This is a genomic window from Dyadobacter tibetensis Y620-1, assembly GCF_000566685.1.
Classification (GTDB): domain Bacteria; phylum Bacteroidota; class Bacteroidia; order Cytophagales; family Spirosomataceae; genus Dyadobacter; species Dyadobacter tibetensis.
The window spans coordinates 474,351-497,441 of sequence record NZ_AZQN01000001.1; the positions used below are offsets into that span (position 1 = coordinate 474,351).

Genomic DNA, 23,091 nt, shown 5'->3' on the forward strand with positions numbered 1-23,091 from the left:
TTACATTTCTATGGCCTTTTCAGTTTTTCGTTCTCCAATTTGCTGGCGCCACATCGCATAATAGAGTCCTTTCTCTTCCAGGAGTTGTCGGTGATTACCAACCTCAATTATATGGCCTTTTTCAAGAACATAAATTCGGTCTGCATGCATAATAGTAGATAGGCGGTGTGCGATCATAACTGTGATATGTTGGCGTTGATCGGTAATGTTTCGAATCGTATTTGATATCTCCTCTTCCGTGAGGGAATCTAAGGCTGAAGTTGCCTCATCGAACACCATCAGGTTCGGTTTTCGCAATAGGGCCCGGGCAATAGATAAACGTTGGCGCTCTCCACCTGATAATTTCAATCCTCCTTCACCTATGACGGTATGTATGCCATTTTCGGCCCTACCCAACAGATTAAAACAGGCAGCCTGTAATAAGGCCTGTTCAATGTCGCCGTCGTTTGCCTGCGGGTTCACAAATAATAGATTTTCTCGAATGGTTCCAGAGAAGAGCTGTGTATCTTGAGTAACAAATCCGATTTTGGTCCGTATTTCGTCGAAATCGATATCCTTACCGGCAAAATGATTATATGTTATCTGTCCCTGAGCAGGGGCATATAGTCCAACAAGCAACTTGACCATGGTGGTTTTTCCAGATCCGGATGGGCCCACAAAGGCAATGGTCTCTCCTTTATTAACCTCAAAGCTAATGTCCTCCAGGGCAGGGCGACTCGCTGTCTGATGTTTAAACCCTACGTTCTTGAAACCCAAATGACGAATATCTCCAACCTGAATTGGATTGGCTGGCTTGATTTCTATGGAACGGCTAAGGAGCGTTTCCAGGTTGAATAAAGAAGCTTCCGCTTCCCGATAAGAGAGAATTACATTCCCAAGTTCTTGCAAGGGTCCAAAAATGAAAAAGGAATAGAACTGCATCATCATCATCTGCCCCACTGTAATCTGGTCTTTAAAGACAAAGTAGAGCAGGGCGAACATGATACATTGCTGAAGGAAATTTACAAAAGTACCTTGAATGAAACTTATAGAACGAATACTTTTTACCTTCTTTAATTCTAACTTCAAAATTTTAAAGGTGGTAGTATTCAATCGATCTATTTCCTGATCGGTAAGTCCCAGACTTTTTACAAGCTCAATATTTCGCAAGGATTCTGTAGTGGAACCGGCCAGGGCCGTAGTTTCTCCTACAATATTCTTTTGTATTACCTTGATCTTCCTACTTAAATAACTTGTGAGAAAAGCCAGGATTACCGCTCCTACTAAATAGATTACGGGTAGGAGGGGGCTCAATTTATAGGCCACTATGACAACAAAAACTATTCCTACTAAAGTTGAGAAAAGCACATTGACGAAGCTGCTTATAAATTTTTCGCAATCGGCTCTTACCTTTAAGAGAACAGAGAGTGTTTCGCCACTCCGCTGATCCTCAAAATCCTGAAACGGGAGTCTTAAAGCATGTTTGAGCCCATCTGTGTAGAGATTGGCTCCAAATTGCTGGATAACTACATTGACTACGTAATCCTGAAAAGCCTTGGCAATTCGGGAAATCATGGCCGTTCCTATGATCATGGCGAGCCCTATACTAATGCCTTTAAAAAAAGCCTGGTCTAGCTGGTTGGTTCTGTAATATTCCGCCTTATTCGCATAAGGATCGATCAGGTAGTTCCCTAAGATGTAGGGATTGAGTAAGCTAAAAATCTGATTAATAGCGGCCAAGGCCAAAGCGAGAAGGATTAATCCCTTATACCGACTTAAATATTGTAGTAGTAACTTCATGTAGGTGTACTGTAAGAAGTAGTAGCAAATTCGATTTAAAGATTAAACTACAATTAGAGATTTAAAATTCGTTTCGATGCCTTGTAATGACCTGAATATGGACCCAATACGAGTTGAAAACTTTAAGGCCATTCATTTGTTTTTGCCCCCCGGAGATTCCATATAACAAAAAAAAACGACACCTGTAAGGGTGTCGTTTAAAACTTGTAGCGGGGAGCAGAATCGAACTGCCGACCTCAGGGTTATGAATCCTGCGCTCTAACCATCTGAGCTACCCCGCCGTTTTCGTGGTGCAAAAGTAAGGTGTAGGAGGAATAAAAGCAAGAAATGTTTAAATAAATTTCGAAAAAAAAAGTTCTATTTATTCTAATCGATTTTAAAAAGCCTGATTTTTAATGTGAATTTATGCTATATTACAACTTTTAAGGTTAGGAAGTTAAATTTATCTCCTACCTAAAACACTTTAATACACCCTTATGCATATGGAAAAATATAAATTTGTTACAGAATATGAGCTACGTTCCTCACCAAAGGTTTTATTTCCCTATATCAGTACGCCATCTGGGTTGGAGCAGTGGTTTGCCGAAAAAGTTAATGTTCTTCCGGACCAAAATTTTGATTTTGAGTGGGATGGAGAAAGCCACCTCGCTCATCTAGCAAGCATACGCATAAACAAGGCGGTTCGTTTTGAGTTTCTTGATACAAGCGAGGATAATACTGATAATAATTATGTGGAACTAAAACTTGACGTTAGCGATTTAACCCAGACAACCTTCCTACGGGTCACCGACTACTCTGGCAACAAGGATAGTGAGGAGCTCGATTTTATATGGAACGGTTTTATTGATACGCTCAAAGAAATAGTAGGCAGTTAATGAAAAAGCTTGATAAGCTTATTTTGAAGTCCTTCTGGGGACCTTTTGTGATTACCATGTCGGTAGTGGTTTTTATCTTTTTGATGAAGATAATGATCTTTTATATCGACGATTTCGTGTCCAAAGATGTAGGAGTGGGCGATTACCTTAGCCTATTCTTTTATTTTAGTATGATCACAGTACCTACTGCTCTTCCATTGGCTATGCTTTTGTCATCGTTAATGGCATTTGGTAATCTGGGAGAGTTTTTTGAATTAACAGCGATTAAGAGTGCAGGCATTTCCATTACGCGGGCTATGCGTCCCATGTTCATTGCCGCAATTTTCATTAGTGTTTTTTCCTTCTTTTTTAATGATAGGGTATCTCCTTGGGCCAATCTGAAAGGTTATAGTTTGTTATACGACATTAAGACTGCCAAGGCGACTTTAAAGATTAAGGAAGGAATATTCTATAACGACCTGCCTGGCTATAGTATTAAAGTGGATAGGAAACTGGAAGATGGTAAGATGATTGGAATGGTCATATATAAGCATGACAGCCGTTCTTACGAGGTAGGGAATACTCAAATTATATTGGCCGATTCTGGGCGCATGTACTCAATTAATAATAATGCATATTTAGTTATTGAGCTATATAATGGTACTATGTACGACGATATCGTGAGTACCGGATCTCAGCCCTCTTATGTATCCACATCGGAGACCATTAGGCGTCCTGCCAAATTTCAACGTAATGCCTTCAAACATTATAAACTTGTAGAGAGCTTGTCATCCTTCGGTGTTAAAAGAACTGATGAAGATCAGTTTAAATACCATCCATTTATGAAGAATATTGTTGACTTAACCATTTCGGCAGATTCTTTATATGGAGTGTATGATCAAGGCAAACAGAATTTGCTACCTAATAGCCAGAACTATTTTAGTTATCAATATCGTAAGCCTTCCAGCATGCCTATTAAAAAGGGGGGGTGGATCGATTCTTTATTAAACGTTCCCGTTAAAGATTCTATTCGGACGGAAATTGTTAGCAATGCAAAGTCGGCTGCGGTGAGTATGGGAAGCTTTGCCGAGTCGAATCAATCTTATTTGCAGAGCCAATTAAAAGAGGCAGTCAAGTATAAGCTTGAAGTGCATCATAAATATACGGGAGCAATTTCCTGCCTGATCATGTTTTTAATAGGGGCTCCCTTGGGGGCCATCATCAAAAAAGGAGGATTTGGAGTCCCGGTTCTAGTGTCGATTGTATTTTTTATTTTACTTTATGTACTGACTATACAAGGCGATAAATTTGTGAAGGATGGCCTTTTAAATGTGGCTGTAGGAGCCTGGTTAGCCAATTCTGTCTTGTTGGTCGTAGGGTTGTACTTTGTAGAGAGAGCCCGTTCTGACTCCCGTCTATTCGAGAAGGATGTTTATTCCATGTTATTTAGAAAGATAAAACGAAAATTTTTCAGTAGATTAGGAAAATCCCGTCTTATGGAAGGATGAGAGGACATAGGTTTTATTTCTGAAATTAATATTGTACTTTTGCAAACTTATTTTCAGCATGGTGCTGAATGTTTTTTATATATTTAATCTGTTGTTACAATTATGTATTTAACCGCGGAAAAGAAGAGAGAGATCTTCGAGGCTAAAGGTTTTAAGAAGGAAGGTGCCGACACGGGATCAGCCGAATCACAAATTGCGCTATTCACCTATCGTATCAATTACTTGAACGAGCATTTGAAAACGCACAAAAAAGATAACGATACAAGACTAGGTCTACTTAAAATGGTAGGTAAGCGTAGAAGATTGTTGGATTATCTTTACAAGAATGACATTAGTCGCTACCGTGCGATTATTGCCGAATTAAATATTCGTAAGTAAGGTAGGATCAGGGAACTTTAGAATTTATAAAGTTCCCTGATTTTTTGCGGATTTTATCAAGATATAAGGAAAACGTCAAACCGGCGTTCTATAAGCTACACAAATATCAAACAATCTATGCTTTTTAATATAGTTACGAAGACTATACCCTTACCAGATGGAAGGGAAATTACAATCGAAACGGGCAAACTAGCCAAGCAGGCAGATGGTTCCGTGGTCGTAAGATTGGGCAAAACCATGTTATTGGCCACAGTAGTAGCCAATAAAGAGATAAAAGAAGGACTTGATTTTTTACCATTATCGGTCGATTACCAAGAAAAATTCGCATCAGCAGGTCGCATTCCGGGTAGCTTTCAGCGCCGGGAAGGTAAACTTTCTGATCATGAAGTATTAGTTTGCCGCCTGGTCGACCGTGTTTTGCGTCCTCTATTCCCAGACGATTACCATGCCGAGACTCAGGTAAACATACAGCTGCTCTCAGCAGACGATGAAGCCGTCCCCGACGCATTGGCAGCATTGGCAGCTTCAGCAGCACTGGCAGCATCAGATATTCCCTTCGGTGGACCCGTGTCTGAGGTTCGTATAGCCAAGGTAGATGGAAAATTAATCGTTAACCCTACGTTTGCTCAGATGGAGCAAGCGACCTTGGATCTTATGGTCGGCGCGACTGCAGATGACATCGCCATGGTCGAAGGTGAAATGAATGAAGTTTCGGAGGAGGAAATTATTGAAGCTCTTCAGGTGGCTCATGAGGCAATCAAAGTACAATGTGCTGCGCTTAAGGAATTTGAGATTGCCGTTGGTAAAACTGTAAAACGTGAATATGTAGGCGACGAGAAGGACGAAGAACTGGAAGCGCGCATAAGAAAGCATAGCTACGAGGCTATTTATAAGGTTGCAGGAGCCGAATCTAATAATAAGCAGGTTCGTAAGGACGGCTTTAAGGCCGTTTGGGAGGACTTCTTGACCACCGTTTCTGAAGAAGAAGAATTTAATCAGGCCTTGGCCAAAAGATACTTTAATGATTTAATCTGGGAAGGATCACGTCGGTTGGTTCTAGACGAACGCAAGCGTTTGGATGGTCGCAAATTAGATGAAGTTCGCCCTATCGCTTCTGAAGTCGATTTTCTGCCTAACGCACATGGCTCGGCCTTGTTTACAAGAGGGGAGACGCAATCTCTTACAACCGTTACCTTGGGTACTAAAAACGACGAGCAGATCGTTGATACTCCAATGAGATATGGTTATAGCAAATTTATGCTGCATTATAATTTCCCTGGATTCTCAACCGGAGAAGTGAAGCCTAACCGTGGACCTGGCCGAAGAGAAGTGGGGCATGGTAATCTTGCTTTGCGCGCTTTGAAAAAGGTATTGCCACAAGGAGAGGATAATCCATATACTATTCGTATCGTGTCTGATATCCTTGAGTCTAATGGCTCATCATCCATGGCCACCGTTTGTGCGGGTTCATTAGCCCTTATGGATTCTGGATTGAAAATTAAAGCACCCGTTTCTGGAATCGCTATGGGACTTATCTCTGACGAGGCCACAGGGAAATATGCCGTACTTTCCGACATATTAGGAGATGAAGATCACCTGGGAGATATGGACTTTAAAGTAACGGGTACTGAAAAAGGCATTACCGCTTGTCAGATGGACATGAAAGTGAACGGTCTTTCTTTCGACGTTCTTACCGAAGCTTTAATGCAGGCAAAAGCCGGTCGTTTGCATATTTTGGGCGAAATGAAAAAAACTATTGCAGAAAGTCGCTCAGATCTGAAACCTCACACGCCTCGCGCCGTCGTAATCAAAATCGATCGTGAAATGATTGGTGCTGTGATCGGGCCTGGAGGAAAAGTAGTACAAGATATTCAGAAAGAGTCTGGCGCTACCGTTTCTATAGAAGAGAAAGACGGAGCTGGCTTTGTAAGTATATTCTCAGCCGATAAAGAAGCAATGGATAAGGCAGTTGCTCGTATTAAGGGTATTATTCTGGTACCGGAGATAGGAGAGCTTTATACTGGAAAGGTGAAGTCTATTATGCCCTTTGGAGCATTTGTTGAATTCTTACCTGGGAAAGATGGCCTTTTGCATATTTCTGAGATCAAATGGGAACGCCTGGAGAAAATGGACGGGGTGTTAGAAGTAGGAGAAGAGATACAGGTCAAATTGGTAGAAGTGGATAAGAAAACTGGCAAATATCGCCTTTCACGCAAAGTATTACTGCCGAAGCCGGAGAACAAAAATGCCTAAATCGGTGTTTTTAAACAGAGGGCATTTTCAAATGTCATTAAACAAACATATTAATATAGGATTATAGATGAGACAGCTAAAGATCAGTAAACAAATAACCAACCGTGAAAGCCAGTCCCTGGATAAATATTTACAGGAAATCGGTAAGGTTGATTTGTTAACGCCGGACGAGGAAGTGACATTGGCTCAAAAAATCAGGGACGGAGATCAGCTTGCTCTTGAAAGACTTACGAAAGCAAACCTTAGGTTTGTCGTTTCAGTGGCTAAGCAATATCAAAATCAAGGTCTCTCCCTAGGCGATTTGATCAATGAAGGTAATCTTGGCTTGATTAAGGCAGCTCAACGTTTTGACGAAACCCGAGGATTTAAGTTTATCTCTTATGCCGTATGGTGGATTCGTCAATCTATTCTTCAGGCTCTGGCCGAACAGTCTCGTATCGTTCGCCTACCCCTTAACAGGGTGGGGTCTTTGAATAAGATTTCTAAAACTTTTTCAGAACTGGAGCAACGTTTCGAGCGTGAACCGTCGCCTGAAGAACTGGCTGAAGTATTGGAAATCACTTCATCTGAAGTTGTCGATACTATGAAAATATCGGGTCGCCACGTTTCCATGGACGCACCTTTTGTGCAAGGGGAAGAGAATAGTCTCCTGGATGTATTGGAAAATGATTTGGAGGATAAGCCCGATTCAGGATTGGTTAACGAGTCACTTCGTAAAGAGGTGCAACGCGCCCTGTGCACCTTAACACAGCGTGAAGCTGATGTTATTGCACTTTATTTTGGCTTAAATGGCGAACATGCCATGACCCTGGAAGAAATTGGTGAAAAGTTCAATCTTACCAGAGAAAGGGTACGTCAGATTAAAGAAAAGGCGATTCGTAGACTTCGTCATGTTTCAAGAAGTAAAGCGTTGAAAACCTATCTTGGTTAAATCGTTGTTTTAATTCCAGAATAATTAAAAGGCCTCGAAAGAGGCCTTTTTTGTCGCATATATTAGCATATGGCAATCTTACAACCTCTAATTGATCTAGCCGAACTATTTTTTCAGCATGGTCTTCGCCATGTAGTACTCTCTCCAGGTTCGCGTTCAGCTGCCCTGAGCCTTGCATTTATCCGACATGGTGGATTTAAGATTCAAGTCTTGATCGATGAACGGTCAGCAGCATTCGTGGGACTGGGAATAGCTCAGCAGTTGCAGCAACCTACGATTTTGATCTGTACTTCTGGATCAGCAGCCTACAACTTTGCTCCAGCTATTGCAGAGGCCTTCTTTCAGCAGGTTCCCTTACTAGTCCTGACGGCCGACCGTCCTAAGGAATGGATTCATCAGTATGACGGTCAGACCATCTTTCAACAAGGAATTTTTGGCAAGCATGTCAAAGCGGACTTCGAATTCCCGGCCGATTATTCGCATCCAGATGCTGTTTGGCATATCAACAGGACTGCTAATGAGGCTTTTCTCCGGGCTACCACAGAACCTTATGGCCCGGTTCACATAAATGTTCCAATCCGAGAACCGTTTTATCCGGAACCAGGTGAAACTTGGAAAGCATCCAGGCAGATTCGTAAAATTGGTCAGATTAAGACGAATATTGAACTTAATATTACCCAATGGCACAGCCTACTTGATACTTGGGATTCTTATGACCGTATCCTGATAGCTATAGGGCAACAGCCTTGGAATAATACCAATTGGGACTCTTTAGCGAATCTAGCCTCAGATTTGGCCATTCCCATAGTGGCAGATATCACAGCTAATATTAACCTTCCCGAACACGTGGTGCGACACCATGACTTATTTTTGGGAATTACCCGCGATGAAAGACTACTCCCTGAGCTTTTGATTACGACGGGGATGTCCTTTGTGTCCAAGAGTTTGAAACTATTCTTAAGGGAGAATCCCGCCGTAGTGCATTGGCATATTGGTACTGATGGGAGCATTGCCGACCCTCTGCAGTCCCTATCGCAGATCATACCCGTTTCCCCCACCTATTTTTTCGATATACTGTATGAGAAGATTGATTTCCAAAACTTTGTAGAGAACCAGGAACCGGATGGTAGGGAGGCCTATTTTGCTCTTTGGGAGGATTATGATATGAAATCCAGGATACTTCTTCATAGATATTTAAAGAAAATAGAGACGTTAAATGATTTAACAGCGTTAGATTTGATCCTTTCCAGGCTAGGTAGCCATTATATCCTACAGGTAGGCAATAGTATGCCCATTCGCTATGTCAATGCCTTAAGTATTGAAAATATTGACACAGCCAGGGTATATGCCAATAGAGGGACCAGCGGAATTGACGGTTGTCTGAGCACAGCAATTGGTGCTGCTTTAGCTACTGATCTTCCTGTTTATCTGGTCCTTGGAGATCTTTCTTTCCTTTATGATCGAAATGGGTTATTAATCAAAGAACTTCCTGTGAATCTTAAAATAATTATACTTAACAACGGTGGGGGGGATATCTTCACCATGATCGATGGTCCGGGAAGACTTTCTGAAAATGCTACCTATTTCAGGAATACACATCCTTATACAGCCGAGAATACAGCTAAGGACGCTGGAATTACCTACATTGCGGCCAGCAATATCGGGGAGCTGGAACAAGGGTTCGACTCGATTAAGAGGCTTCCAAATTGCGCATTACTGGAAGTATTTACCGATAGTGCGGATAATCAGGCGGCATGGAAAGGATTACGCGCGTTTATGAAAGCCCATTTGTCGGTTTAGGTTATCCAAAAGATGGTCCTCCCGTTCAGTCACAATATTGCTTTAAATAAGCGATAGAAAGACTGTCTTGAAGAATCTTCCCCTGGTTCCAAATTCTACAGGCTTCATCCCTTTGCTTATTTTCCCAGTAGGCCATACCACTGTGCCCCTGAAGTGCTTCGACGGGTTCGGCTAAATCAAGGGCCTTATTAAAGACCTCTATCGCCTTGGTCCAATTTTTCTGGTTGGCATACACCAGACCAAGGTTTCGTAAAGCATAGCCATTTTGAGGAAGAATGGTTAGCGCCCGTTCGATATAGGATTGGGCTTCTGATAAACGATTCGTTTGAAGTAGTACAAAACCTAGATTATTAAGTGCATAGGCATCCGTAGGCTTCAGGTCCAAGGCACGCTTAAAGTAGCCTTCAGCTTTGGCATACTGTAGATTTTTGGTTGCAATTAATCCCAAATTGTTGATTGCTTCTGTTTGGGTAGGATTGATTCGCAGGGCACTGTTAAAATCTTGTTCAGCCAGGGGATATCTTTTTTCCTGAAAATATAAATAACCCCGATTAACATAAGCCTCCGGATTGTCAACAGATAGTGCAATGGATTTATCATAACTGCTATACGCTTGCCCGATCTGACCTAAAGCGGTATTTAGGTTTCCTTCCACCAAATAATATCGGCTGGAATCTTTGTATTCTTTACTTATAGCGGAGAGGTCCTGACTGGTAATTTGAGTTTTTCCTAATATCAGCGCTACCTCGGCTCTTGCCATATATGCCTGTAATAGGGTAGGATCCTTTTCAATTGCAGTAGATAGGGTCTGAAATGATTCTTCCAACAGATTGAGCTTCAATAATGCTATACCTTTGTTTAAATAAGCGTCTGAAAAGGATTCATTTTTCTCCAATGCTTCGTCATACCAGCGAATGGCTTCCTTATAGTCATTTCTATGCAGTGCGGCATTTGCTTTGAGGAAAAAATCCGCGGCATCCTTTTTGCTTTGTGTGTTGCAGGAAGAAAAGATTAAAATAAATGGAAGGATCAGTAGCGTTCTATATACGCTTACAGTAAATTTGAACATTAAGTTAGGACTATAATAAGATGAAACGATGCGATACGTAAAGGATATTCCTCATAATCAGTTTAAAATTGGCTTATATCATTGGAATAATAAGTACATAATCAAAATTGAAACGGGATCTTTTGAACAAACATACAAAATCGATGAATACGAAGTAAGCGGGGTTGAAGAAATAGATAAGGTGATCGATGAGAACTTTATGCAAGCCGTCAGCCTACAATTTCATCAAATGCATCAGAGTCTGCAGGCCACCCTGTTGCGCAATGAAATCATATTTTAAAAGGGCAGTATTGTAAGGATCGGAAGAATATATACGGTTTTGAAACCATTATCGTTAATTAGCATGAATCATTAGCGGGTAAGGACCTCCCCATCATGACTTATATACTTATATGTTAAAAAATAAAAAAACAGCACAAAATAAAGCGCTTTCGCCCAATATGCATAAAAACAATAGTGCCTATGCCCTAGGGGTGTTGTTCTGCGCCGGGGTAACTCCATTGGCCGCACAAAACACGCTCAGTATTACCGAGCCTGAAGCTCATTTCCGGAATGGTTTGGAGTATTATCAAAAATCGAATTTCGTAGCGGCCAGGCAGGAGTTTCAGGAATTCCTGGCCACCAAGGATCAACTCCTGACAACGGGGGATTATAATAAAGTTACTGCGGAATATTATTTTGCGGTAACCGGCCTTTATCTGAACTATCCAGAGGCGGAAGTTCAAGTTGACCGATTCGTTAAAAATCATGCTGAGCATCCCAAAGCGCAACAGATTTATTCAGATTTAGGTAATTATTATTATAAGGCTGGTAATTATGAAAAAGCGATCACCTATCTGGAGAAGGCAGTATCTAATTCAGGTAATCCAGGTAAGAAATTAGAAAGCACCTATCAGTTGGCTATGGCTTATTATAACACCAAGCAGGTTGATCAGGCTTTGCCTTTGTTTAATCAACTGAAAACGGTTTCAGATTTTGCCAACTGGGGAGATGCTTCTTTTTATGCAGGAATAATCAATTATCAGAAGGACAACTTCTCGGAGGCCTATCAGGACTTTCTTCGGGTGGAGAATCATCCCTATTACAAGGACGAGGCTCCAAACTGGATCATTTCGAGTTTGTATCAACAAAAAGATTATGATCAGCTCCTGAAATACGGAGAGAAGATTTTAGCAAGCCAAAGGGGTAATGCTAAACTGGATGACGTTGCCTTATATGTGGCTGAAGTATATTATGAGCAAGGGGACTATGAAAAAGCGGTGGGAGCTTATGAGCGGTATAAGAAAATGAAAAAGGGAGATATGCCCCCGGCTGTAGCCTTACATTATGGACATTCACTCTTCCGCACCGGAAAATACGAATCTTCCATTACAGCTTTGAAGAGCTTAGGAAACGGAAAAGATTCTGTTTCGCAGTACTCTTCATATCTACTAGGAATCAGCTATTTAAAGACGTCTAATTTAAGTTATGCTTTAACGTCATTTGGCTCGGCAGCGAAGCTGGATCACAATTTGGTTGTAAAGGAAGAGTCTGCCTACAACCATGCGAAGGTACAATTAGATATGGGTAACAATAATGATGCCATTAAGGAGTTCAACGAATTTATGGCGGCTTATCCGAATAGTAAGCACAGTGAAGAAGCTACCGAATTGGTGGCCCAAGGGTATGCCAATGCTAGTAATAATGCAGGAGCTATAAAGTACATTGAGGGGTTAAATAAACGGAATGCTAAAATTAATAGCACCTATCAGCGTCTTACGTATAATCAGGGGGTAGTAGAATTTAATCAGGAGCGATTTGCCAATGCTATCAGTTTCTTTGACAAATCCTTACAATATCCAATCGACGAGGAGCTTTATGTGGCCGCATCCTATTATAAGGCGGAATCTACTTACGGACTCAAAAATGTTGACGACGCCAGCAGACAATATATAGCATTAAGTAAGAATTCGAAGGCTGGAATTTATGCTCGTAAAAGCTTATATGCATTAGGTTATATTTATTATAATCAGAAGAAATATTCGCAAGCCCTGCCATATTTCAAACAATTCATAGCAAATACTGAAGGCATCGAGGGATCGGTCATCGAAGATGCCCACACCCGTCTGGCTGACTGTTATCTGGCCGCTAAGAATTACGACGAAGCGATTAAAACATATGAGCAAGTAACTCAAAAGGGACGTACAGACAAAGATTATGCCATGTTCCAAAAGGCCCGGGCCTATGTATATATGAAACGCGAACAGGAGGCTCGCAGACAGTTTGAGTTATTAATTGGCCAATTCCCAGCGTCTCGGTATTTGGACGATGCTTATTTTCAAATTGCGGATATAGATTTCCAAAACCAAAGCTATTCGGCAGCTGTGAAGGGTTTTACAAGAATGATCAACGAAAAACCTAAAAGCTTATTAATCCCTGCAGCCCTATTGAGAAGAGCACAGTCATACTATAACTTACAGGTATATGAGCAGGCTATAGTCGATTTTAAGAAAATTCTTTCTGAATACCCAGATTCTCCGTCTTCAAGCAGTGCGTTGGAAGGGATTCAGGAGAGCTACTCGGCTGTAGGTCGCCCCGAAGAATTCAACCAGGTACTTTCAGTGGTTCGTAAAAATAATCCTGGTAATGCGAAACTGGAAGAAGTAGAATACGATAATGTCCGCAATTTATATTATGCGCAGAAATATGAGAGTGCAATCACATCCTTAAAAGGATTTTTGGAAACTTATCCTAACAGCAAACACCAGTACGACGCGAGGTATTTTATTGGAAGTGCCTATGATAAGATTGGCCAGGCAGATCAGGCATTACAATATTTCACTAAGGTGGTACAAGACAATCGATCATCTTTTATTGCAGCAGCTGCACAACGCACTGCCGAAATTGAGATAGCACGCGGAAATTATAATAACGCAGTAGGGAGTTTCAGAACCTTCTTGCGTAATGCGGAAAGTAAAAAGGAACAGGTTCAGGCTTGGACTGGTTTGATGGATAATTATTACACGCTTAAGAATTATGATTCAACGCTGTATTTCGCCAAGGAGGTCATTAATGTAGGCAATATCATTCCTTCCAGTCTGGGAAAGGCTCAGCTTTACCTGGGGAAGGTTCCTTATGAGAAAGGAGAATTAACCAAGGCTGCGGATGAGTTTAAGAAGATCATGGCTACCTCCAAGGACGAATATGGAGCAGAGGCTAGCTACTGGTCCGCAATGATTTTGTATAAAAATAAGAAATATCCGGAAGCTGAGAAGGCCATCATTGAACTAGCCAAGACCTTTGAGGGCTATGATAATTGGCGGGTGAAATCATTTATATTACTGTCCGATGTTTATATTGGAATGGGAGAAATAGCCCAGGCGAGAGCAACCCTGAATTCCATTATTGATAACAGTGATGATGAAGCAGCCATTGCTGAAGCAAAAGTGAAGTTGAGCCAGATAAAATAAAAGATTCGCATCATCTAAAAACGGATACGATAGCAAATGATAGATATTCAAATGAAAAAAGATAACAACCTGAAACGTTCGGGCATACTCATGTTAGTACTCGGATTTGTGGCCAATCATGCTATGGCCCAGCGTGGAGAGATAGAGAGCCAAACGTATGAGATTATCAAGGAAAAGAGTATAGAGTTTGGCACTGCCAATAGATTATTCGACAAGGTGCAACCGGTATCAGCCGATCAGAGTAAGACTAAGGTGGGGTACGAGCTAATAGATCCTAATCTGAATATTGCATCTCCCAAACTTACACCCTCAGTAGGAGTTTCTTCCGATGAAAAGGAACGTATTGATGGGCCTGATATCCTCAATAATTACATCAAATTGGGAGCCGGGAATTACAGTCGCTTTTTAGGGGAAGCGTTTGTGGGGGCACGAACTTCGGAGGATCTTGCATTTACAGCTCAGCTCAAGCAACTTTCGGCGGGTTCAGGCCCCGTAGATGGCAAAAATTCAGCCAGCGCCAATACGGATATTAAAGTTGGAGGAAAATACATCCAGTCCAAGTACAAGGTAGATGCTAGTTTAGATTTTAATAGAAAAAACTATTATTTCTACGGCTACAAACCACAACCTGAACGCAGTACTGTTAACCGTGATTCCATTCGTCAGACAGTAAATCAATTTGGGTTTTCATTAGGATTTGAAAATACGGATGCAGAAGTTGCCGTCGACTACTCTGTAAAAACCAGTTTAAATTCTCTGAAAGATCGCTATAAAGCTTCAGAAATTGACTGGGGTACGCAATTAAATGCTTCAGTCCCAATTTCTGAGTCATTTTATGCCTTGCTCAATGCCGATGCTTATGTGTCACAAAGAGTGGACCGGCTTACCTATAACAGAAATCTATTTCGGGTGAGTCCCACCTTTAAATATGTATCCGATATATTCTCAGTAACATTTGGTTTGAACGCCGTCAATGAGACTGACAGTGAGCTTAATATCAATAAAACGAAAGCTTTCCCAAAGGTGAACCTGGACGTGTCTCCCGTTGCCGGTATCCATGTTTTTGCAAATTATAATGGAGACATTATAAGAAATACCTTAAAAAGTATGCTCGGGGAAAATCAGTGGCTTGGCTCTAATGTACTGATAGTTAATACAGAAAAGACCTATGATATCAGTGCAGGCGTGAAAGGTGAAGATCCACAAGGATTCAATTATGAGGGCAAGGTATCATTTGCGCAGTATCGCAACTTTTACAACTTCAATAACGCATTGGCTGATAGCACCCGCTTTTCGATCATATATGATCCGGGAAAGACTAAGGTAATGACCCTTTCGGCACAGGTAGGATACAATTTAAATGATCTATTCAAAACCTCTTTGAAAGTTAATTTCTTTGATTATAAAATGGATCAGTCAGAATATGCTTGGCACCGTCCCGACCTGACAGTGAACTGGTTTAACGCTCTTTCTATCAGTAATAAGCTGTTTATCACTTCCGATTTTTACATACTGAAAGGGATGAAAGCCAAGAATTTCCAGTCAGGAATCGTACAGAAACTACCAGTGATAGCCGATCTTAATTTTAAAATCGACTATCTTCTAACACAAAACTTTTCCGCCTTTGTTGCCATCAATAATGTATTTGGTAAGCAGTATCAGCGCTACCAGTATTATCCGCAGCAGGGGCTCAACTTTATTGGAGGATTGTCATTTTCTTTCTAACTTCGCCTAATCATCAACTTTGAAGCCTATGTCAACTATAGAAACGATCCTAAAGCAACTGGTAAGAGCGCATGAATTCGTGATAATTCCCGAATTTGGGGCACTACTTAGCCATCAGGTCGTGGCGCATTTTGACAAAAAGCAGGGAAGGTTTATTCCTTCCTCGAGAAAACTGTCTTTCAACGAGTTTGTTAGTCAGGATGATGGATTTTTGGCCAATTACATTTCCAAGACGGAGGGGATTACACATCAGCAGGCACTGACTAATATCAGAAACTTTGTCTTGGAACAGAAGAGCCGGCTTAAACAATCTGGAGAAACTGAGATTTTAGACATTGGTACATTTCGTGAGAATATTGAAGGAAAGTTAGTCTTTGAACCCAATAGGCAGCAATATATTCAAGAAGATTGGTATGGTTTTTCCCCGATCGACGCTCAAGAATCTGGGGTAAAAGCTATTAATATGGTAGCAAACACAATTGATGAAGCCGAATATGTGGCTCAGGATGAGCTACCAACCCATGGTGCTATGAAATGGTACCATTGGGCTTCGGCAGCTATGTTAATTGGTGTATTATGTTATTTTAGTTTCTTTTTGGTGGGAGAAAATACACTATTAAATAAAAGTGATCTGAACCCTTTTACCAGTTCTGTTAGGGAGGAAATTTCTGCACCTGAGGAAGAGTCCGCTTCTGTTAATATGGTAGCAGTAGATTTACCGAAGGGCAACCTAACCGATGTAACCAGCGAACCTCCCGTACCTGTATCCGACAATGTTGAAGAGGATATTCCTGTCAGGGAGGAAATTAATGCGCAGGGCGTCATAGAAAGTGATCCATTTGAATATTATCTTATAGCTGGCGTGTTCCGTGGTGAAAAGCAAGCAGGGGTTTTAGTTGAAGAATTGCGTGAAAAAGGCTATCCCCTGACAAAAATTATTCCCCGGGACAGAAATTCGTCCAACTACAAAGTGGCGGTTCAAGGGTTTGTGGATAAAGCATCTGCCACTGCGGCTAATAGACACTTGAAATCTATAATCGGAGAATATGGCTGGGTTTATCACAAACGTTAGGTAATTAACCTGGTAAAATATTTATTATGAAGGGTCTTTTGACCCTTTTTTTGTGATTATACTAAAATACTGTAGATTTACGTTTTAGTGGAAATATCCTAAATGATAGAGCAATATGTTAGCATTGCAAGCAGAAGAAAAGCAAAGGATCACCGTATCTTGGGCCATGTCCATAGGTATCACGGGAGCTATTCTGATATTGTTTTTCTTTCTCAAGATCAATAGTAATCTGAAAAAGGCCGAACCCATGGAGTTGTTCGTGGAAGTGAATTATGGAACAAGTAATGTAGGCAGGGGGGATATACAAACATTTAATAAACCCAGTGATTCCAAGGTGGCGGAGAATATGAGAGCAGATGCCGATGAAGTGAAAAAGGTTAAATCGGTAGCCACGCCAAAGCCCACACCACCCACACCAGCTAAGGTTCAATCAAACAAGCCAACCAAAACGGTTGCGGAAAAACCGGTAATTTCATCAAAAGTAGACAGTCCTGTTGAAGCACCAGCCAAAACAGAAGTTAAGAATAGTAAAGGTTCTGAAAGCTCCTCTACTCCCGCTGCAAAGCCGGCACCAGAAAAAGCCGTAAACAAAGATGCCTTATTTTCGAAGTCAACGGGCAGTAAAAGTGGAAGCAATGGAACGAATGGTACCAAAGCTGGGGTTGGAGGTAATAATAATGGCGATGACGCCGACGGTGTGGGTGACAAAGGATCTAAGAGTGGAAGCCTCTTTGCCAAGACTTACAAGGGAGAAGGTGGAGGTGGTGGAACCAATGTGGGCCTATCACTTTCTGGCTGGAGTTGGTCCCGACAGCCTGTGGTTAACGACAAATCGGATGCCACTGGAGATATCACTTTCAAAATTACCGTAGATCGTAATGGAAGGGTGAGGAGCGTTATCACCCAAAGTACGACCGTGACTGACTATGCGGTAGTGAACCAATATAAGGCTGCCGTTCGCGATTTAACTTTTATCCCTAAATCCTCCAATGTACCCGATGAATCCATAGGTACTATAACCTTTAAAATACGTTCTCGATAAATTCATGCAATATCAGGAGGCGGTCGATTATCTGTACAGTAGACTGCCTGTTTTTCAGAATATTGGAGCAAAAGCTTTTAAGCCTGGACTTCAGACAACTAAAGCATTATGCGAGATCCTGGGCAATCCCCAGGATCTTTTTCCTGTGATTCACGTGGGCGGAACCAATGGAAAGGGTAGTAGCTCGCATATGTTAGCTTCTATATTTCAGGAAGCGGGTTATAAGGTTGGGCTGTATACCTCCCCACATCTTAAATCTTTTACTGAGCGGATAAGGGTGCAAGGGCAACCTATCAGAGAGGATTATGTAGGACAATTTGTATCCGATAATCTGCTGAATATTGAACGTTTGTCCCCGTCTTTTTTCGAACTTACGGTCGGGATGGCCTTTCGCTATTTTGCTGACCAAAATGTGGATATTGCCATTATTGAGGTAGGTATGGGCGGGCGATTGGATAGCACCAACGTTGTTCAACCCCTAGTTTCTTTAATTACCAATGTAAGCTTCGATCATGTTCAGTACTTGGGTGATACACTGGCTAAAATTGCCTTTGAAAAAGCGGGAATTATCAAAGCGGGCATCCCTGTGATCATTGGCGAATATGACCCGAATACTGCTCCTGTATTTGAAGAAATTAGTGGACCCCTTCAATCACCCCTATATTTTGCAGATAAACTGGTCGCAATTGATAGTCGGCCTGGCGATGCGCATACTCAAGCCTGTAAAGTGATCGCATCGACGCACTTTTCTGATCTGAACGGAGCCTATCGGCTCGATCTATTAGGGGAATATCAATTAAAAAACCTTAAGGGTGTACTCATCGCCGTTTCCATATTGAAGGATCTTGGCTTTAACCTAAGTTTAGAGATAGTTCAGCGGGCCTTAGCTAAGGTGAAAGTCAATACTGGACTCAAAGGTAGATGGCAACAGATCAGTGAAAGGCCTAACGTTTTTTGTGATACTGGCCATAATTACGCAGGCCTTACTTTGTCTCTCCATCAATTTTCTAAGATAAAAGCGTCACAACACCGGTTCGTAATAGGATTTGTTTCTGATAAAGATATTGATGGTGTTCTGACGTTGTTTCCTACTGGAGGGAAGTATTATTTTTGTCAACCAGCGAATTCTCGTGCGCTTGATGCTGCCACTTTGAAAAAAATGGCCCAAGTACACGGGCTTTATGGGGATGTTTTTTGGGATGTTAATACGGCACTGAAAAAGGCCAGAGAGGAAAGTGCCGAAACGGATGCAATATATGTAGGTGGAAGCACCTTTGTTGTAGCCGATCTTGTAGAATTATAATCATTAAATTAATAAATGCCCAGACGTAAATTAATGCATTACGAATACTGCGATAATGCTGACAATATTATTCAGGCTGGAAAGCCATTGTATGAAAGAGTAAAGGGGAAATGGAAAACCTCTTTTTTTGCAAATGAAAATCCATTGGTGGTTGAATTGGCCTGTGGTAAAGGGGAATATACAGTAGGATTGGCCAAGGTTCATCCAGATAAGAATTATATCGGAATGGATATTAAGGGCGATCGGATTGCCCGGGGTAGTAGGGCAGCGATAGAGGCCAAATTATCGAATGTAGCCTTCTTAAGAGCTGGTATTCAATATGCAGATGAGTTTTTTGATGCGGGGGAGTTGGATGAGATTTGGCTTATTCACCCTGATCCTCAGGTGAGAGAACGGGATGAACCTAAAAGACTTACCAATGCCCATTTTCTTAGGCGTTATGCAGAGTATCTCAAACCTGGAGGTTTATTCTGTTTGAAGACGGACAGCGATTTCTTATACCATTACTCTTTAGAAATGATATCGGAGGACTCAAATTATCGAATTTTAGACTATACTGATGATTTGTATCATTCTCCGCTTCTGGAAAGCCATTATGGGGTAAAAACTCATTATGAAAAAATATTTGTGGCCAAAGGATACACTATCAAATATATAGTTTGTCAACGGGTTTGAGGGAACATTATATACTAAAAAAGGCCTAAAATATTAATTTAGGCCTTTTTTATAGTTACAATGATTACTTGATCAAAGTAGCGAAATAATGCACCGTACGTACTAGTTGAGATACGTAAGACATTTCGTTGTCGTACCAGCTAACTGTTCTTACCAACTGGGCACCCCCTACATTTTGAACACGAGTTTGAGTAGCATCGAATAAGGATCCGTAGCTAATACCGATGATATCAGAACTTACAATTTCATCTTCAGTATAGCCGTAGCTTTCGTTAGATGCGGCTTTCATGGCTGTATTTACTTCTTCTACAGTTGTCTCCTTGCCCAGGATCACAGTTAGTTCAGTGAGTGAACCTGTAAGTGTAGGCACGCGTTGTGCAGATCCATCCAATTTACCTTTCAGTGAAGGCAATACGAGACCAATTGCTTTTGCAGCACCAGTACTGTTAGGAACGATATTCTGAGCTGCAGCACGGGCTCTTCTTAAATCACCCTTTGCATGCGGTGAATCTTGCGTATTCTGATCGTTGGTGTAGGCATGGATGGTTGTCATAAGGCCATTAACAATCCCGAACTGCTCTTCCAAAACCTGAGCCATAGGAGCAAGACAATTAGTGGTACAAGATGCACCGCTAATGATTTTCTCTGAACCATCAAGCTCGTTATGGTTTACGTTAAATACAATTGTCTTAACGTTTCCAGTCGCAGGAGCAGAGATAACCACCTTTTTGGCACCTGCTGTTAAATGCTTAGAAGCACCTTCTTCACTGGCGAAGAAACCTGTACATTCCAAAACAACATCTACATCGTGATTTGCCCATGGAATTTGAGCAGGATCACGCTGAGCGTAAATATTAATTTCCTCACCGTTCACGATGATAGAATTATCAGTTGATTTTACATCCTGATCAAAACGTCCTTGGGCAGTATCATACTTTAATAGGTGAGCCAAAACTTTTGGGCTCGTTAGATCATTAATTGCTACTATATCAATACCGTCCATATTATAAATTTGACGGTAAACCAGGCGTCCGATTCTTCCGAATCCGTTAATTGCTACTTTTACTTTTGACATGTTGGAGTTATATTATGTTTTCTGAGGGCAATATTAATAAAAAATAGGCATTATAGCGAAGAAATAACGGATTAAGGTTTAATCTACAGCAATGGATAAATATGACCAAGGTATAGAAATCAAGATATACTCTTAGTATACTAACCATTCATATTAGTAATAAACTAAAGACGTGTTAGTAAATTTGGAGAAATGCTAAAAATATTGGTATTGTGTATCATTTGTTTTTGGGATTGTTTATTGTTTTAGTAGGATGCATGGATTTTCCATAGTCTTTGCACAAGATTCCTCCTAGTTAGAAATTTTATTGAATCCTACTCCAGCCATATATTTACCGCCACTAACATTCAATGCTCACTAGGCACCTAGCTTATCCATACAGGCTACCTTAAATGCGCATTTTAAAATCGATCACAATTCAGATATATTATGAATCTCAATCTTTATCCCGCGCTTATTAGCAAATAATTCTGGAAAGGGTAGGAGGGTTCATCTGTTAATGTTAATGATGATCCGATGAAAAGAATTATAAATATATGGCGATACCCAGAAAGTCAAGAAATATAAAATATGTATATTTGTTAAGAGTAAATTTTTCTCAAAATGGGCTTACTCAAAATATAGCCTATAAATTTCACTCCAATATAATATATGGAATAAAACTATAAGTGTTTGACCATCAACGTTTTAAATCTTTTTAATTAAACCATTACTTTAACATGAGCATTACTTCGGGGATCGAGGAAATCTGGAATAACAGAGAAAAATTAAAAGAGCAATCTTCAATTGACCTTATAAAAAGCATTGTAGAAGAAGTAGACAAGGGCAGAATAAGAGTTGCAGAAAAACTAGAATCGGGTGAATGGCAGGTGAATGAAGCGGTAAAAAAAGCCATATTAATGTATTTCCCCATTCAGCAAATGGAGGTAAGTGAAGTGGGAATATTCGAGTTTCATGACAAAATGAAGCTAAAGACTGGTTATCAGGAACTTGGCGTTAGAGTAGTTCCTCCAGCAGTAGCGCGCTACGGAGCGTATATATCCAAGGGTGTAATCCTTATGCCTTCTTACGTAAATATTGGGGCCTATGTAGACGAAGGAACCATGGTAGACACTTGGGCAACAGTAGGTAGCTGTGCACAAATAGGAAAAAATGTTCACCTTAGTGGAGGCGTGGGCATCGGAGGTGTTTTGGAGCCGGTACAAGCTGCTCCGGTAATTATAGAGGATGGAGCCTTTATTGGGTCTCGCTGTATCGTAGTAGAAGGTGCCCATATTGGGCCCAGGGCCGTACTTGGGGCAGGGGTCACCATTACAGGAAGCTCGAAAATAATCGATGTTACCGGTTCAGAGCCCGTAGAGTACAAAGGTTTCGTTCCGGCTGATTCTGTAGTCATTCCCGGAACCCTTGCTAAAGAGTTTCCCGCAGGAACCTATCAGGTACCCTGTGCGCTAATCATTGGTAAAAGAAAAGCAAGCACAGATCTTAAAACTTCGCTAAATGATGCATTAAGAGAAAATAACGTGACAGTTTAGTATTGTAATCATACAATAATGTAAATAGAGGGCGTCAGTAGATTGCCCTCTATTTTTTTCTATATTTGTAAGTTAATTTATTAAACTATTATGTTAAATAATCAATTTAATATAGTGACTTATAAATTTTGATCCATCTTGTTCATTGTTTACATTTGTCTAAAAATATACTGTTTACATATGGAATTAAGCGATAAAATTAAACATATCTTGGCCTCCAAGAATTTGTCTCCTTCAATCTTTGCTGATGAGATTGGTGTACAACGATCGAGCATCTCTCATATTCTGGCAGGCAGAAATAAGCCAAGTTTGGATATTGTTCAGAAAATTATACGCCGATTCCCCGATTTAGGGTTAAATTGGATTTTAGATGACGAAGATTTACCCTTTGACATCCCAGAGCCAACGCCCTCAAAACCATCTGCTTATATCCCTGAAATTGAGGAAAAAGAACCCATTAGACCGATTCAGGATCGAATAGCCCATCCAGATCCCCAGGACCAAACTCTACATACGAATCTAAGCGCCCCGAAATCGTCTACTCCAGCATCGGGTCAGCCAAAGATGGTAGAGCGTATCATGATTTTTTACACAGACGGAACCTTCCAGGATTTTACTCAGACCATAAGATAATAAGAGGGGG

The 23,091-nt window shown here is 41.0% G+C and carries 18 protein-coding genes and 1 tRNA gene; 15 read left to right on the forward strand and 4 right to left on the reverse strand.

What is annotated here, in order from left to right; genetic code table 11:
- Both X939_RS0101990 and X939_RS0101995 read right to left on the reverse strand, forming a co-directional pair.
- Window positions 1-1,779 (reverse strand): ABC transporter ATP-binding protein, encoded by a 1,779-nt coding sequence (locus tag X939_RS0101990; protein WP_025761596.1) that lies wholly within the window; start codon window positions 1,777-1,779, stop codon window positions 1-3.
- A gap of 207 nt (window positions 1,780-1,986) precedes the next feature.
- Window positions 1,987-2,060, reverse strand: a tRNA-Met gene (locus X939_RS0101995).
- Window positions 2,061-2,261: 201 nt separating this feature from the next.
- Here X939_RS0101995 and X939_RS0102000 point away from each other — a divergent pair.
- The 6 genes from X939_RS0102000 to menD all read left to right on the forward strand — a co-directional run bounded on the left by X939_RS0102000 (window position 2,262) and on the right by menD (window position 9,503).
- Window positions 2,262-2,654, forward strand: coding sequence for an START-like domain-containing protein (locus X939_RS0102000; protein WP_025761597.1), 393 nt, complete (start codon window positions 2,262-2,264; stop codon window positions 2,652-2,654).
- Window positions 2,654-4,141, forward strand: a complete 1,488-nt coding sequence (locus X939_RS0102005; protein WP_025761598.1) for an LptF/LptG family permease — start codon at window positions 2,654-2,656, stop codon at window positions 4,139-4,141. Before X939_RS0102000 ends, X939_RS0102005 begins: the two co-directional genes overlap by 1 nt.
- 102 nt (window positions 4,142-4,243) lie before the next feature.
- On the forward strand, window positions 4,244-4,519 hold the full coding sequence (gene rpsO / locus X939_RS0102010; RefSeq protein WP_025761599.1) for a 30S ribosomal protein S15: 276 nt from the start codon (window positions 4,244-4,246) through the stop codon (window positions 4,517-4,519).
- Window positions 4,520-4,636: 117 nt separating this feature from the next.
- Window positions 4,637-6,772 (forward strand): polyribonucleotide nucleotidyltransferase, encoded by a 2,136-nt coding sequence (gene pnp / locus X939_RS0102015; RefSeq protein ID WP_025761601.1) that lies wholly within the window; start codon window positions 4,637-4,639, stop codon window positions 6,770-6,772.
- A 67-nt stretch (window positions 6,773-6,839) separates the two neighbouring features.
- A complete protein-coding gene (locus X939_RS0102020) occupies window positions 6,840-7,703 on the forward strand; it encodes a sigma-70 family RNA polymerase sigma factor (protein WP_025761602.1) in 864 nt (287 codons plus the stop codon).
- A 69-nt stretch (window positions 7,704-7,772) separates the two neighbouring features.
- Complete coding sequence (menD, locus tag X939_RS0102025) at window positions 7,773-9,503, forward strand: 2-succinyl-5-enolpyruvyl-6-hydroxy-3-cyclohexene-1-carboxylic-acid synthase (RefSeq protein ID WP_025761604.1); 1,731 nt, start codon at window positions 7,773-7,775, stop codon at window positions 9,501-9,503.
- Between the two features lie 25 nt (window positions 9,504-9,528).
- Here menD and X939_RS0102030 read toward each other — a convergent pair whose 3' ends face one another.
- On the reverse strand, window positions 9,529-10,572 hold the full coding sequence (locus X939_RS0102030) for a tetratricopeptide repeat protein (RefSeq protein WP_025761605.1): 1,044 nt from the start codon (window positions 10,570-10,572) through the stop codon (window positions 9,529-9,531).
- A 28-nt stretch (window positions 10,573-10,600) separates the two neighbouring features.
- Here X939_RS0102030 and X939_RS0102035 point away from each other — a divergent pair, with 28 nt between their 5' ends.
- The 7 genes from X939_RS0102035 to trmB all read left to right on the forward strand — a co-directional run bounded on the left by X939_RS0102035 (window position 10,601) and on the right by trmB (window position 19,838).
- Window positions 10,601-10,852: a hypothetical protein gene (locus X939_RS0102035; RefSeq protein WP_025761606.1), complete on the forward strand. Its 252-nt coding sequence runs from the start codon at window positions 10,601-10,603 to the stop codon at window positions 10,850-10,852.
- A 112-nt stretch (window positions 10,853-10,964) separates the two neighbouring features.
- Entirely contained in the window at window positions 10,965-14,021 is a 3,057-nt protein-coding gene (locus tag X939_RS0102040; RefSeq protein ID WP_025761607.1) for a tetratricopeptide repeat protein, read from the forward strand.
- Between the two features lie 51 nt (window positions 14,022-14,072).
- On the forward strand, window positions 14,073-15,746 hold the full coding sequence (locus X939_RS0102045) for a TonB-dependent receptor (protein ID WP_052353402.1): 1,674 nt from the start codon (window positions 14,073-14,075) through the stop codon (window positions 15,744-15,746).
- 28 nt (window positions 15,747-15,774) lie between these two features.
- Window positions 15,775-16,818 (forward strand): HU domain-containing protein, encoded by a 1,044-nt coding sequence (locus X939_RS0102050; protein WP_025761609.1) that lies wholly within the window; start codon window positions 15,775-15,777, stop codon window positions 16,816-16,818.
- A gap of 115 nt (window positions 16,819-16,933) precedes the next feature.
- Entirely contained in the window at window positions 16,934-17,860 is a 927-nt protein-coding gene (locus X939_RS0102055) for a hypothetical protein (protein WP_025761610.1), read from the forward strand.
- A 4-nt stretch (window positions 17,861-17,864) separates the two neighbouring features.
- Window positions 17,865-19,163 carry a bifunctional folylpolyglutamate synthase/dihydrofolate synthase gene (locus X939_RS0102060; protein WP_025761611.1) on the forward strand — a complete coding sequence of 433 codons (1,299 nt, stop codon included), beginning with the start codon at window positions 17,865-17,867 and terminating at the stop codon, window positions 19,161-19,163.
- A gap of 15 nt (window positions 19,164-19,178) precedes the next feature.
- Window positions 19,179-19,838, forward strand: coding sequence for a tRNA (guanosine(46)-N7)-methyltransferase TrmB (trmB, locus tag X939_RS0102065; protein WP_025761612.1), 660 nt, complete (start codon window positions 19,179-19,181; stop codon window positions 19,836-19,838).
- Window positions 19,839-19,902: 64 nt separating this feature from the next.
- Here trmB and gap read toward each other — a convergent pair whose 3' ends face one another.
- Window positions 19,903-20,913: a type I glyceraldehyde-3-phosphate dehydrogenase gene (gene gap, locus X939_RS0102070; RefSeq protein ID WP_025761614.1), complete on the reverse strand. Its 1,011-nt coding sequence runs from the start codon at window positions 20,911-20,913 to the stop codon at window positions 19,903-19,905.
- Window positions 20,914-21,632: 719 nt separating this feature from the next.
- Here gap and X939_RS0102075 point away from each other — a divergent pair.
- Window positions 21,633-22,448: a 2,3,4,5-tetrahydropyridine-2,6-dicarboxylate N-succinyltransferase gene (locus X939_RS0102075; protein WP_025761615.1), complete on the forward strand. Its 816-nt coding sequence runs from the start codon at window positions 21,633-21,635 to the stop codon at window positions 22,446-22,448.
- Between the two features lie 180 nt (window positions 22,449-22,628).
- Window positions 22,629-23,081: a helix-turn-helix transcriptional regulator gene (locus X939_RS0102080; RefSeq protein ID WP_025761616.1), complete on the forward strand. Its 453-nt coding sequence runs from the start codon at window positions 22,629-22,631 to the stop codon at window positions 23,079-23,081.
- The last annotated feature ends 10 nt before the right edge of the window (window positions 23,082-23,091 follow it).